General features: G+C 67.5%; 11 protein-coding genes. 3 read left to right on the forward strand and 8 right to left on the reverse strand.

Translation table 11 applies throughout. The annotated features are described in order from the left end of the window. Window positions 1-892: 892 nt before the first annotated feature. The 3 genes from H0E82_RS15940 to yidD all read right to left on the reverse strand — a co-directional run bounded on the left by H0E82_RS15940 (window position 893) and on the right by yidD (window position 3,400). Window positions 893-1,732 (reverse strand): M23 family metallopeptidase, encoded by an 840-nt coding sequence (locus tag H0E82_RS15940; RefSeq protein ID WP_180546428.1) that lies wholly within the window; start codon window positions 1,730-1,732, stop codon window positions 893-895. Window positions 1,733-1,814: 82 nt separating this feature from the next. Further along, window positions 1,815-3,167, reverse strand: a complete 1,353-nt coding sequence (locus H0E82_RS15945) for a dihydroorotase (protein WP_180546429.1) — start codon at window positions 3,165-3,167, stop codon at window positions 1,815-1,817. Further along, entirely contained in the window at window positions 3,164-3,400 is a 237-nt protein-coding gene (gene yidD, locus H0E82_RS16895; protein ID WP_180546430.1) for a membrane protein insertion efficiency factor YidD, read from the reverse strand. Before yidD ends, H0E82_RS15945 begins: the two co-directional genes overlap by 4 nt. Window positions 3,401-3,511: 111 nt before the next feature. On the opposite strand from yidD, the gene dksA reads away from it, so the two are divergent. Beyond that, window positions 3,512-4,525, forward strand: a complete 1,014-nt coding sequence (gene dksA, locus H0E82_RS15955; RefSeq protein ID WP_180546431.1) for an RNA polymerase-binding protein DksA — start codon at window positions 3,512-3,514, stop codon at window positions 4,523-4,525. A gap of 102 nt (window positions 4,526-4,627) precedes the next feature. Here dksA and H0E82_RS15960 read toward each other — a convergent pair whose 3' ends face one another. Both H0E82_RS15960 and H0E82_RS15965 read right to left on the reverse strand, forming a co-directional pair. Further along, complete coding sequence (locus H0E82_RS15960) at window positions 4,628-5,923, reverse strand: MFS transporter (protein ID WP_328797065.1); 1,296 nt, start codon at window positions 5,921-5,923, stop codon at window positions 4,628-4,630. Beyond that, window positions 5,920-6,360 (reverse strand): SufE family protein, encoded by a 441-nt coding sequence (locus H0E82_RS15965; RefSeq protein ID WP_180546432.1) that lies wholly within the window; start codon window positions 6,358-6,360, stop codon window positions 5,920-5,922. Before H0E82_RS15965 ends, H0E82_RS15960 begins: the two co-directional genes overlap by 4 nt. Window positions 6,361-6,564: 204 nt before the next feature. On the opposite strand from H0E82_RS15965, the gene H0E82_RS15970 reads away from it, so the two are divergent. Together H0E82_RS15970 and H0E82_RS15975 are read left to right on the forward strand one after the other, a co-directional pair. Next, a complete protein-coding gene (locus tag H0E82_RS15970; RefSeq protein ID WP_180546433.1) occupies window positions 6,565-7,986 on the forward strand; it encodes a cryptochrome/photolyase family protein in 1,422 nt (473 codons plus the stop codon). Between the two features lie 243 nt (window positions 7,987-8,229). Further along, window positions 8,230-8,907, forward strand: coding sequence for a YiaD family glycine zipper/OmpA-like lipoprotein (locus H0E82_RS15975; RefSeq protein ID WP_180546434.1), 678 nt, complete (start codon window positions 8,230-8,232; stop codon window positions 8,905-8,907). A 256-nt stretch (window positions 8,908-9,163) separates the two neighbouring features. On the opposite strand, the gene H0E82_RS15980 is transcribed toward H0E82_RS15975, so the two are convergent. From H0E82_RS15980 to H0E82_RS15990, 3 genes are all read right to left on the reverse strand, one after another. After that, window positions 9,164-10,369, reverse strand: a complete 1,206-nt coding sequence (locus H0E82_RS15980; RefSeq protein WP_180546435.1) for an acetyl-CoA C-acyltransferase — start codon at window positions 10,367-10,369, stop codon at window positions 9,164-9,166. 73 nt (window positions 10,370-10,442) lie between these two features. Beyond that, window positions 10,443-12,815, reverse strand: coding sequence for a 3-hydroxyacyl-CoA dehydrogenase/enoyl-CoA hydratase family protein (locus H0E82_RS15985; RefSeq protein ID WP_180546436.1), 2,373 nt, complete (start codon window positions 12,813-12,815; stop codon window positions 10,443-10,445). Window positions 12,816-12,866: 51 nt separating this feature from the next. After that, on the reverse strand, window positions 12,867-13,484 hold the full coding sequence (locus H0E82_RS15990) for a TetR/AcrR family transcriptional regulator (RefSeq protein ID WP_180546437.1): 618 nt from the start codon (window positions 13,482-13,484) through the stop codon (window positions 12,867-12,869). Window positions 13,485-13,654: the final 170 nt, after the last annotated feature.

Genomic DNA, 13,654 nt, shown 5'->3' on the forward strand with positions numbered 1-13,654 from the left:
GCAGGTGCGGCGCGGAACGCGGTCGCGACGATCCGCTCGATGTCGGGGTCACGTGATGCTGCGTCGAGCGGTGCGTCAACTGCCAGCGTAGCGGCGCTGAACGCCAATCCTGTAATGCCCACGGCAATCGCCGCAGCGATCCGGGTACGGCGCGGGACACGCCCCCGATGGAGGTGGGCTGACATAGGGGAGTTACAACTGTTCATTCGCAATCCTGGGCAAGTGGTCACGCACACCCGAGTCATTCAGGTGGCGGTCACGCACTTTGCCTCAACGCGTCCGGTTTCGCGTGCGCGTGTTGTCACATTTCTATGCGCTCGACTGGACGGGCAGTTCCTGCCCCGGTGTTTCTATACAAGCGCGCATCTCGGTAGTTCGAAGCGGGGTCGGAGTATTCGCAGCTTTCAGCGCACCCTCACCTGGAACGGAAGCGTGCGTCCATCAGGTCGTGTTATCCGGATGCGTACATCGCCCGGCGTCGCCGGTGCCACCAGCTCGACGCTCCCAGAGGAAGGGACGCGGAGGGTCGTGGCGCCGAGGCCGACCTGTGAACCCGCAGGTGCCTGCACACGAATCGTGCCACCAACCCGCACGTCGCGCGTGACCTGCACCGTAGTGTCCAAGACCGGCATACCGGAGCCATGTATCGGTGGCGGGGTGTAATGAACAAGGTGTTCGGTGCGGCCCCGGTCGGAGATCACGTCTGTCAACACAATGTCTCCCTCGGTCGTCCTGCAGCCCGAGAGGGCGATCGCGATCAATGTGATAGCCAATACATTCAAGACACGCGTTGCCATCATGTGTTCACTGCATCAGCATGGACGGCAGGCGCGTATCCGCCGAGCGTCGGTACCCGTGTTCCGGACACGCGGTGTCGGCATGGCGCCTCACCTCAACGTGCAGCGTCCAGCACTAGTTGCGGATCGATCCGCACGTCGAGCCAGTTCATGCCCCAGTGCAGATGCGGGCCGGTGGCGCGCCCGGTCGCGCCGACGGCGCCGATGACCTGGCCCTGTTCGATGCGGTCGCCGACCTTGGCGTCGACGCGCGAGAGGTGCAGGAAGTTCGAACTGACGCCGTGGCCGTGATCCAGCAGCAGGGTGCCGCCGGTGAGGTAGAGGTCGGGCGCGGCGAAGGTGACGATGCCGGCGGCAGGCGCCTTGACCGGTGTGCCGGTGGGCGCGGCGATGTCCATGCCCGAATGCGGCGAACCGGGCTGGCCGTTGTACGAACGCGCGCGGCCGAAGCGCCCGCTGATGCGACCCTCGACGGGACGGATGAAGCCGTTGCCGAAATCGACGCGCGCGTCGTCGCGAACGCGGGCTGCGGTCACCTGTGCCTGTTCGCGACGGATCCGTTCGGCGATCGCCGGCGGCGGATTGACCGTGGCCGGCGGCACGCCGTTGACGCGTTCCACCGGCCAGTCACGGGGTGTGATCGCGATCGACGCCGTGTTCCGGCTGCCGTCCGCGCGCGTGACCTGCAACTGCACGGGCCCGGCCTCGTCGCGCCCGACGCCGATCACGACGGTGCCGTAGTCGCTGACGCGGACCGCGCGGTCGCGATAGACGACCCGGGCACCCGCCGGCACCTTGCCGATGACCAGGCTGCCCTGCTGCACCTGCGCCGGAAAGCGCACGTCACCCGCGTCCTGCGCCACCAGCGGCGCGGCCCATGCGAGCAGCGAGACGAGCGTCAACAGGAACGCGAAGGGGTGGCGGCGTGGGGTCATGCGGTGGGCCCGGCAGGAGGAGAGAGAAAAACAGCCGGGAACGCGACGTTCCCGGGAATAAACTGGATGTCGCGCCGACGACTCACCGCGCGAATGCCAGACGCTCGCCCGCAGGCGTACCGACGAGTCGCGTGCCGTCCCACGCCAGGCGACCGTTGACCCAGGTCGAGGCGATGCGCGAGCGGAACGTCGTGCCTTCGAACGGCGACCAGCCGCACTTCGACAGCACCTGCTCGCGGCTCACGGTGAACGGCGTGTCCTCGACCATCACCAGATCGGCGAAATAGCCTTCGCGCAGGAAGCCGCGTTCGGCGACGTCGAACAGCTGCGCCGGCGCGTGCGCGAACTTCTGCACCACCCGGGTGATGTCGAAGTGGCCCTCGTGCACGCATTCCAGCGCCGCGGTGAGCGCGAATTGCACCAGCGGCAGGCCGCTCGGCGCGCGCGTGTATGGGTTGTTCTTTTCCTCGAGGGTATGCGGCGCGTGGTCGGTCGCCAGCACGTCGATGACGTCGTCGTGCAGCGCTTTGAGCAGAGCGGCGCGGTCACTCTCGTCCTTGATCGCCGGGTTGCACTTGATCAGATGGCCGAGGCGCGCGTAGTCGGGCCGGGCGAAGCGCAGGAAGTGGATGCAGGTCTCGGCGGTGATGCGCTTGCGCAGGCGGCCCTGCGCATCGACCAGCGGGCCGGCTTCGAACAACGCCAGTTCGTCGGCTGTCGAGATGTGCAGCACGTGCAGGCGCGTGTCGTGCTTGCGGGCCAGCGACAGCGCGAGCTGCGTCGACTTCATGCAGGCCTCGCGCGAGCGGATGTCCGGATGGCATTCGGCGGGAATGTCGTCACCGTACTTCGCCACGTATTCGCGCTGGATCGCGTCGATCGTCGGCGTGTCCTCGCAGTGGGTGATGATCGGCACCGGGGTCTCGCGGAAGATGCCGTCGAGGGTGTCCGGATTGTCGACCAGCATGTTGCCGGTCGAGGCGCCCATGAACACCTTGACGCCCGGCGTGGTCAGCGGATCGATCCGGCGCACGTGGTCGAGGTTGTCGTTGCTCGCGCCCATGTAGAAGCCGTAGTTCGCGCGCGCGCGGCCCTTCGCGCGGTCGTACTTGTCCTGCAGCACCTCGGCGCTCAGCGTTGGCGGGCTGGTGTTGGGCATGTCCATGAAGCTGGTCAGGCCGCCGGCGACCGCGGCGCCGGACTCGGTCGCCATGTCGGCCTTGTATTCCATGCCCGGTTCGCGGAAGTGCACCTGGTCGTCGATCATGCCGGGCAGCAGCCAGCGGCCGGCGGCGTCGACGATGTCCGGATTGCCGCGCGCCGGCAGGTCGGCACCGATCTCGGCGATGCGGCCATCGGCGCCGATGCGCAGGTCGGCGTCGGTCACGCGGCCTTCGTTGACCAGTCGGGCGTTGCGGATCAGGGTCTCGGTCATGGCTTCGGGTCCAGTTTCGGCATCGGCACGGGGTCGTGCCCGCCGGGATTCAGGGGATGGCAGCGGGCGATGCGCCGCAGCGCCAGCCAGCCGCCGCGCAGCACGCCGAAGCGCGCGATGGCAACCAGTGCGTAGCTCGAGCAGCTCGGATGGAAGCGGCAGCGGGGGCCGAGCAGGGGGCTGATGAAGCGCTTGTAGCCGCGCAGCAGGGCGATGAGGAAACGCTCGATCACGGCAGGTGGGCAGAGGCGATGAATACAGGGGCGAACATGGTTGCCGCTGCAGGGTTTGCAGGGTATAACACCCCGCTTCCCCGTCCAAGGGAATGACAAGGATCGCAGCACGTGGCAGTCAAGAAACCCGTGAAGAAGGCCGTCAAGAAGGCCGCCAAGCCCGCCGCGAAGGCACCTGCCACGTCTGCGGCCAAGAAGGCGTCTGCAGCCAAGAAGGCCGCTCCCGCAAAGAAAGCCGTCAAGCCGGCTGCCGCGAAAACCGCGTCAAAACCCGTCGCCAAGAGCAAGCCCGCGCCTGCCAAGAAGACCCCGCCCGCCAAGGCACCGGCGAAGAAGGCTGCGCCCGCCACGCGTGCACCGGCCAAGGCGCCGACGCCTGCCAAGACATCGGGTAAGCCGGCGAAGCCGGCGGCCGCCATCAAGACACCCGCCAAGGGCGCCGCCAATCCGACTCCGGTGAGCTCCGCCGGCAAGCCGCCGGCCAAGAAGGCTGCACCGACGAAGTCGGTCAGCGACAAGTCGGTGACCGTCGAGGCGCCACAGGCCGGGAAGGCGGCGCCTGCAAAACCCGCTGCTGCCAAAGCGGCATCCGTTCCCAACACACGTCCGCGTCCCGCCGGCAAGGTGGCTGTCGCAGGCGTTGCGCGCCAGACAGAACCGGCGCCCAAAACGAAGGTGAAAGTAGTGCAGTACAAGACCGACGAAGAAACAGGTCGTCCACTCCTGCCGGCCGGCTACAAGCCCAGTGCCGACGAGGAGTACATGAGTCCGTTGCAGCTCGAGTATTTCCGCCAGCGCCTGCTCAAGTGGCGCGCGGATCTGGTCGAGGAATCCAAGCAGACCATCGAAAACCTCAAGGACGAAGTGCGCGACGTCGGCGACGAAGCCGAGCGCGCGACCCGCGAAACCGAGAACTCGCTCGAACTGCGCACCCGCGACCGCTACCGCAAGCTCATCGGCAAGATCGACAGCACGCTCAAGCGCGTGGACTCGGGCGAGTACGGCTACAGCGTGGATTCGGGCGAGGAGATCGGGCTCGACCGTCTCGAGGCTCGCCTCACCGCCGAGCGCACGATCGATGAGCAGGAGCGGTGGGAGCATCTGCAGAAGCAGATGGGCGACTGACCCGCCCGGTCCGGGTGCGATGCGTCCGGATCGCGCTGCCGTACCGCTCCCAGAAGCCCGCCGCTGGCGGGCTTTTCCGTTGCAGGATGCAGACTGCGTGCGTCAGCGCGTGTGCCGGCTGGCGGCCGGTGCGCTCTGCAGTTCGCGCAGGTCGAGGCGCCGCAGAGCAGGCAGCGTCCTCGCGGTCACCGCGACCACGCCCAGGGTCATGAAGCCGCCGACCACCACCGCCGGCACCAGACCGAGCAGCCGCGCCATCGATCCCATGTAGAACGCGCCGATCTCGTTCGAGGAGCCGACGAACAGACCGTTGATGGAGGACACCCGTCCGCGCATATGGTCGGGCGTCGCCAGCTGCATGATCGTCGAGCGCATCACCACCGACACCCCGTCGCAGATGCCCGACAGCAACAGGAAGAACGCCGACAGCCAGAACACCGTCGACAGGCCGAAGCCGATCATGCACAGCCCGAACCCGGCCACCGCGGCCAGCAGCACGCGTCCCGCATTCCGCTGGATCGGATTGCGGGCCAGCCAGATTCCGATCGCCACCGCGCCCAGGGCCGGTGCGCCGCGCAGGATGCCGAGACCCTCCGGCCCGTAAGCGAGGATGTCGTGGATGAAGGCCGGTGCCAGCGAGATCGCGCCACCGAACAGCACTGCGAACATGTCCAGGGCCAGTGCGCCCAGGAGGATGCGGTGGCCGAACACGAAACGTCCGCCCTCGGCGATGCTGGCGAAGACCGGCTCGCGCTGAAGCGGGCGGGGCGGCTCGGTCACCTCCATGCGCGCGAGCAGCACGATCACCAGCAAGGCCAGGCCGGCGGCGATCGCGAACACCGCGGGAATCCCGATCGGCTTGATCAGCGCTCCGCCGATCGCCGGCCCGAGCACGAGCGCGCTCTGGAACACGATGCTGCCCAGGCTCGCCCCGCGCACGTACTGTGCGCGCGGCAGCACGCGGGCGAACAGGGCGTTGTAGACCGGACCGAGGAATGCGCGGACCATGCCGGTCAGCGCAATGGGCAGGTAGACGAGCCAGATGCTGCCGGGCATCACCTCGAGCACGATCAGCGCGAGCAGCACGGGTGTGACCGCCAGTCCGGCGGCCGCGGCCATGCCCAGGCGACGACGTGGGAGGTGATCGACCAGATACCCCGCGAACGGCGCGACGCAGAAGTAGGGCAGCACTTCGGCCAGACCGACCAGCCCGAGCATCCACGGGTCGCCTGTGACCGCATACATGTGCCACCCCACCGTCACCGCGACGATCTGGTAGGACAGGATGGTGCAGATGCGATAGCCGAGCAGCGCCCGGAAACTGCGATTGCGCAGCGGCGCCGCGCGACTGGTGTCGTCGTCCGTGTCCGCCGTCCCGGTAGGCGCGGGCGGGGTCACGCTGCGGCGCGCTGTGCCTGGGCCTTGATGAAGGCCAGCAACGCCGCCAGGCCGTTGCTGCGTGTGGGTGAAAGGTGCTTGGCCAGGCCGATATCGCCGATGTAGCTGGCGTCGGTGTCGAGGATCGCGTGTGCACTGCGTCCGGAATACACCCGCAGCGCGAGGTAGATCAGTCCGGAGACGATCGCCGAATCGCTGGCGGCCATGAAGTCCAGCCGCTCGGCATCACCCGACGGCACGATCCAGACCATGGACTGGCAGCCGTGCAGGCGATGCGTTTCGGTCTTCAGGGCATCGGGAAACGGCGGCAGCTTGCGGCCGAGATCGATGAGGTACTGGTAGCGCTCGGACCAGTCGCTGAAGAATGCGAATTCCTCGGCGATCGCGCCTTGCGCGTCCTCGGGGGTGGGCTCGATGGGAAAAATCGGATCGGTCACGGGATTCGGGGACAGGGACGGCCGGTGGCGCGGCCGGGGCGGGCATTCTGACCCAAAGCCGTGTGCGCGGCGTGGCAGCGCCCTCGAGACTGCAGCGACGTGGGCATATCCGCCGGATTCCGGGCGCGAGCGGCAATGGTCGCCAGGAACGCGGCGCTGCTCCATGCTGTCCATCCCGCACGGCATCCTCCAACAGGAGACGCGATGGCCAACGCCATTGTCTGGTTCCGCAACGATCTGCGCCTGGACGACAATCCCGCCCTGCACGCTGCGCTCGACGCCGGCCTGGCGCCCGTGTGCGTGTACATCCACGCGCCGGACGAGGCGGGCGACTGGGCACCGGGCGCGGCATCCAATGCCTGGCGTCACCGTGCGCTCGCCGCGCTCGATGCCTCGCTGCGCCGTCGCGGATCACGCCTGCGCCTGTTCCATGGGCCGACGTTGCCCACCCTGCGGACGCTGGTGGAAACCTGCGAGGCCGAGGCGGTGTTCTGGAACCGGCGTTACGAGCCTGCCATCGAACAACGCGACGCCCGGATCAAGCGCGCCCTGCGCGAGGACGGAATCCGCGCGGAGAGCCACAACGGTGCATTGCTGTTCGAGCCCTGGGAGATCAGTACCGGGCAGGACGGCCCGTACAAGGTCTTCACCCCGTTCTGGCGCAAGGCGCTCACCCAGTGGCGCCTGCAGACCCCGTGGACCGCACCCGGTGCGCTGCCGGAGGTGGACGACGGCCCTGCCGGCGTGGCGTTGCAGGATCTCCGTCTCGCGGCGGTACCGGACTGGGACAGCGGCTTCTGGGCCCGTTGGACACCCGGCGAGGCCGGCGCGCACGAGGCGCTCGAGGTGTTCACCGATGGCGCGTTACGGGGTTACCGGGACGGTCGCGACCGGCCCGACCAGGCCGGCACCTCGCGGTTGTCGCCGCACCTGCATTTCGGCGAAATCGCCCCATGGCGCGTCGTGACCGCGCTCGACGAAGTGAAGCGGGCGGGCACTGCAGCCGACATCGACGCCTACGTGCGCGAGCTGGGCTGGCGCGAGTTCGCGCATCATCTGTTGCATCATTTTCCGGAGACGCCGAACAAGGACTTCAATCCGCGTTTCGCGGGATTCTCCTGGGCGCGTCGGGATCCGCGCCGCATCGAAGCCTGGCGTGAGGGCCGTACGGGCGTGCCGATCGTGGACGCCGGTATGCGTGAGATGTGGGAGACCGGCTGGATGCACAACCGTGTGCGCATGATCGTCGGCAGCTGGCTGTGCAAGCACATGCGCCTGCACTGGCGCGAAGGCGCCCGCTGGTTCTGGGACACCCTGGTCGACGCGGACCTCGCCAACAACACGCTGGGCTGGCAGTGGATCGCCGGCACCGGTGCGGATGCCGCACCGTACTTCCGCATCTTCAATCCGGTGACCCAGGCCGAGAAGTTCGATCCGAAAGGCGAGTACATCGCGCGCTGGGTACCCGAACTCGCCGCGCTGCCGGTGCCGCTGCGCTTCGCGCCGTGGCGCGATCCCGCCCGGCTCGCCGCCGCCGCGCCCGGGTATCCGCCCGAGCCCGTCGTATCCCTCGAAGCCGGGCGCGACGCAGCGCTCCAGGCCTATCGAGGCATCCGGGGAGCCTGATCCGCGCGCTGGCAACGCATCCTGGAAAGGCAGCTTGTGTAGAGCTCGAAGGGGGTTTGAACCCTGATGCGTTCACTCGAACCAAGCTGGACGAAGCGCCCACTGACGTGATGGCGGTCCCGCTGAACAGGCACCGTCCAGCGGGCGGCGCCGTCACTCTCCATGCATTCTGGACGGGTTAACGTCGGCGCCGTTCGCCAAGTGGACCCCGCGTCCGCTCCCGTTCCTCCCAGGAGATTGTCCATGCGCATACTGACCACCGCAGGTCTCACCACTGCAATTGCCGGCGCCCTGTTGCTGAGCAGTTGCGCCACCTACACCGGCCAGACCAATGCGCCGGACGATCCGAACCGCACCCGCAACAACGCGATGATCGGTGCCGGTATCGGCGCGGTCGCCGGCCTGCTGAGCGGCGGTGACGCCACCGAGCGGCGTCAGCGCGCGCTGGTAGGTGCGGGTGTCGGCGGCCTTGCCGGCGGCGCCGTGGGTGCCTATCAGGACCGCCAGGAAGCGGAGCTGCGTCGCCAGACGCAGGGCACCGGCATCGAGGTCAACCGCGATGGCGACGTCATCAAGCTCAATCTTCCCGACGGCGTGACCTTCGACTTCGGCCGCGCGGATCTCAAGCCGCAGTTCTATCCGGCGCTCAACAACGTCGCGCGCACCCTGGCCCAGTACGACCAGACGATCGTCGAGATCGCCGGCCATACGGACAGCGTCGGCAGCGATGCGGTCAACCAGCGTCTGTCCCAGCAGCGTGCCGAATCGGTGGGCAACTACCTGATCGGCCAGGGCCTGCTGCGTCAGCGTTTCGAGATCGTCGGGTTCGGCAAGACCCGTCCGATCGCCGACAACAGCACGGAGCAGGGCCGCGCGCTCAACCGCCGCGTCGAGATCCGTGTGATCCCGCTGCAGTCGTAATCCGCCAGACCATGCTGCACTCGAAAGCCCCGGCAGTGCCGGGGCTCTTTTATTGCAGGAGCACGTCCGGGCGCCGGGCGATTTCGGGCCAACTCTCGCGCGCGTCAGCGCTTGGAGTGAGCGCTGCCGGATGCGCCGGGCGCGGCGATGAAAAACGCCCCGGCACTGCCGGGGCGTTTACGTTTCACCCGACCCGGCCGCGCGTCATGGCCTCATTTGCGCGGTGCGTTCGAGTCGGAGCTGGTACGCGTGGAAGTCACAACGCCTCGATCACGCCCGCCGCGCCCATGCCGGTGCCGATGCACATCGTCACCAGGCCGTAGCGCTTCTTGCGACGGCGCATGCCATGAACGATCGTCGCGGTGCGGATCGCACCGGTCGCGCCCAGCGGATGGCCCAGCGCGATCGCGCCGCCCAGCGGGTTCACCTTGTCCGGATCCAGCCCGCTGTCGCGGATCACCGCCAGCGCCTGCGCGGCGAAGGCTTCGTTGAGCTCGATCCAGTCAATGTCGTCGAGCGTCAACCCGGCCTGTGCCAGCGCCTTCGGGATCGCCGCGATCGGACCGATGCCCATCACTTCCGGGCGCACGCCGGCAACAGCGAAGCTGACGAAGCGTGCCAGCGGCTTGAGACCAAAGTCCTGCACCGCGCGCTCCGAAGCCAGCAGGATGCCGGCCGCGCCGTCACTCATCTGCGAGCTGTTGCCCGCCGTCACCGAGCCGCCGAACTGGCCATTGCGGAAGACGGGGCGCAGCTTGGCGAGACCTTCGATCGACGAATCCTGGCGTGGGCCTTCGTCGGTATCGACCAGCAGCTTGCGCAGCTGCACGGTGTTGCCGGCGAGGTCGGGCTGGTGAGAGTGGATTTCGTAGGGCGTGATCTCATCCTTGAACTCGCCGGCCTGGATCGCGGCGATCGCCTTCTGATGCGAGGCGAGGGCGAACGCGTCCTGGTCCTCGCGCGAGACCTTCCACTCCTCGGCGACCTTCTCGGCGGTGATACCCATGCCGTAGGCGATCGCGACGTGGTCGTCCTTGAACACGCTCGGGGACAGCGCGACCTTGTTGCCCATCATCGGCACCATCGACATCGACTCGGTGCCGCCGGCGAGCATCAGGTCGGCGTTGCCGAGGCGGATCTCGTTGGCCGCCAGCGCGACCGCCTGCAGGCCGGACGAGCAGAAGCGGTTGATGGTCTGCGCGGCGACGGTATCGGGCAGGCCGGCCAGCAGAACGCCGATGCGCGCGACGTTCATGCCTTGTTCGCCCTCGGGCATCGCGCAGCCGATCACGGCGTCGTCGATGCGGCCCGTGTCGATGCCCGGTGCCTGCGCGACGACGGCTTTCAGCACGTGCGCCAGCATGTCGTCGGGACGGGTGTTGCGGAATACGCCCTTCGGCGCCTTGCCCACCGGGGTGCGGGTGGCGGCGACGATGTAGGCGTCCTGGATCTGCTTGGTCATTGGAAAAACTCCGGAATTCGATGTCGAGGTTCGGGATGCGGAGCGCGCGCCGCCCGCAGGCGGCGCCCGGACCTCAGTTCCTGAGCGGCTTGCCGGTCTTGAGCATGTGCCCGATGCGCGCCTGGGTCTTCTCCTGCTGGGCCAGCTCGACGAAGTGCTTGCGCTCCAGGCGGATCAGCCAGTCCTCGTCGACGACCGCATTGCGGTCCACGTCGCCGCCGCACAGCACGGTCGCGATGCGCTCGGCGATCTCGTAGTCGTACTCGCTGACGAAACGGCCCTCGAGCATGTTGACCAGCAGCATCTTGAACGTGGCGATGCCCACATCACCCGCAACGCGGATCGCGCGTGCCGGTAGCGGCGGGCGGTAGCCGGCTTCGGCCAGCGCCGAGGCCTGCTGGCGCGCCACGTGCAGCAGCTCGTGGGCGTGGAAGGTCACGATGTCGTCACTGCGCAGCAGGCCGAGTTCCTTGGCGTTGACCGCCGAGTTCGACACCTTGGCCATCGCGCTGGTCTCGAAGGTCTTCTTCAGCTCGGCGAACACGTCGCCGCCGGGGCCTGCGGCTTCCGACGCGCGTACCGCCAGCTCCTTCAGGCCGCCACCGGCCGGCAGCAGGCCGACGCCGGCCTCGACCAGGCCGATGTAGCTCTCGAGATGCGCGACGGTGCGCGCGCTGTGCATCTGGAATTCGCAGCCACCGCCGAGCGCCAGACCGCGCACCGCCGCGACCACGGGCACCAGCGAATACTTGATGCGCTGGCTGGTCTTCTGGAAGTTCTCGACCATCGCCTCGAACGCGTCGACCTTCCCAGCCTGCAGCAGGCCCAGCGCGCCGGCGAGATCGGCGCCCGCGGAGAACGGCTCCTTCGGCTGCCAGATCACCACACCCTTGAACTTTTTCTCGGCGATGCCGATCGCTTCCTGGATGCCGTCGAGCACGTGGTCGGAGACCGTGTGCATCTTGGTCTTGAAGCTGATCACGCCGATGTCGTCGCCGTCGGTCCACAGACGGATGCCGTCGTTCTCGTACACCGTCTCGCCCTGTTCGAAACGCTCGCCGAGCAGCGGATCGGGGAAGCGCTGGCGGCGGTAGACCGGCAGTGCCGAGCGCGGGAGTTTGGCGTCCTTCGCCGGGCTGTAGCTGCCCTCGGCCCCGTGCACGCCCTCGCGGCCGTCGAACACCCAGTCGGGCAGGGGCGCGCCGCTCATGGTCTTGCCGGCGACGATGTCCTCGGCGATCCAGTCGGCCACCTGCTTCCAGCCCGCGGCCTGCCACAGTTCGAACGGACCCTGCTGCCAGCCGTAGCCCCAGCGGATCGCCAGATCCACGTCGCGCGCGGTCTCGGCGATGTCCTCCAGATGCACGGCGCTGTAGTGGAACAGGTCGCGCAGGATCGCCCAGACGAACTGCGCCTGGGGGTGTTCGCTGGCGCGCAGCTGGGCCATACGCTCGGCCGGATCCTTCAGCTTGAGGATCGCCACGACCTCGTCGGCGGCCTTGCGGTCGGCCGCGCGGTAATCCTGCTTCTCCAGATCCAGGACCAGGATGTCCTTGCCCGCCTTGCGGAAGATGCCGGCGCCGGTCTTCTGGCCCAGTGCGCCTTTCTCGATGAGCGCAGTCAGCCACTTGGGCGAGGCGAAGTATTCGTGCCACGGATCCTCGGGCAGGGTGTCGGCCATCGTCTTGATGACGTGCGACATCGTGTCCAGACCGACGACGTCGGAGGTGCGGTAGGTCGCCGACTTCGGACGGCCGAGCAGGGGGCCGGTCAGCGCATCCACCTCGTCGAAGCCGAGTCCCGACTCCTGGGTGTGATGGATCGTCGACAGGATCGAGAACACGCCGATCCGGTTGCCGATGAAGTTCGGGGTGTCCTTGGCGTAGACCACGCCCTTGCCGAGCTGGGTGGTCAGGAAGGTTTCGAGTCCCTCGAGCACCGACTGGTCGGTGGTCTTGGCCGGGATCAGTTCGGCCAGATGCATGTAGCGCGGCGGGTTGAAGAAATGCACGCCGCAGAACCGATGGCGCAGTTCTTCGGGAAGAACATCGGCCAAGGCATTGATTCCCAAGCCTGATGTATTGCTGGCGAGCACTGCGTGCGCCGGCACATGGGGGGCGATCTTGCGATAGAGGTCCTGCTTCCAGTCCATCCGCTCGGCGATCGCCTCGATGATCAGGTCGCACTGCTCCAGCAAGTGCAGGCCTGTATCGTAATTGGCGGGCACGATCGCCTCGGCCAGGCCCTTGCCGGCGAGCGGAGCGGGGCTCAGCTTGGCCAGGCTCGCCAATGCCTTGAGAACGACCCCGTCGGGGTTGCCGTCCTTCGCGGGCAGATCGAACAACACCGTGTCGATGCCGGCATTGGTCAGGTGCGCGGCAATCTGCGCACCCATGACGCCAGCCCCCAGCACCGCTGCGCGCCGTACAAGCAGTTTCTCAGACATTTGCTCCATCCCTTTGTTACGAAACGAAATCCGGCGCTCGGCCGGAGCTGATCAAGCCCGAAACCCGGCAGCAGCGAACCGGATCAGTTCATCTGCGATCCGGGTCCGGTGGGCATGTTCGGTGGTGCCCGGGGGGCGTTTGATGAGTCCGAAATCGGCCATCGCATAGGTCAGGGCGCCGGCAAGAAAGTCCAGGCGCCCATAGAGCTCGGCCTTCCCGAGCGCCGGAAGGCAGGTCGCGAGTGCCGCGGCGAATTCACGGGGCACGTGGCCGTACTGGTCGGAGAGAAACTTGCGCAGCGCATCGTTCTTCTCGACATACGCACGGGCGATGACCCGGACGAAGGCGCCGCTGCCTGCCCGGCCTCCGGCCATGTCCAGCGCCGGTTCCACGAAGGCCGCGATGATCGGCTCGATCTCGCCCGGATGCTCGGCCAGGGCACGCTTGAGCTGGGCGGAACGCTGCGCGCTCATCTGGTCCATGCGCCGGCGGAAGACCTCGTTGACCAGGTTTTCCTTGCTGCCGAAGTGATAGTTGACCGCGGCGATGTTGACGTCGGCACGGCTGGTCACCTGGCGCAGGGAGGTCCCTGCAAAGCCGTGGGCGGCGAAGAGCTCTTCCGCCGCGCCCAGAATCTTGTCCTTGGTGGAGAACTGTACGGTCGCCATTCGCCCGCCTGTAATCAAACGCTTGTTTGATGCTAGGGCCATTCCGGCTGACGCGTCAATGACCCGCCGGGCGTCCAGGCCTGCGTAGATGCGCGCGATACGTTAGAATCTTCGCAGCCATGTTGGCTAAACCCGCGTCCCGTCGCGGGTTTTTCCATGTAGACTCGGTC

The sequence above is a fragment of the Luteimonas deserti genome (assembly GCF_013425765.1).
Taxonomy (GTDB): domain Bacteria; phylum Pseudomonadota; class Gammaproteobacteria; order Xanthomonadales; family Xanthomonadaceae; genus Luteimonas; species Luteimonas deserti.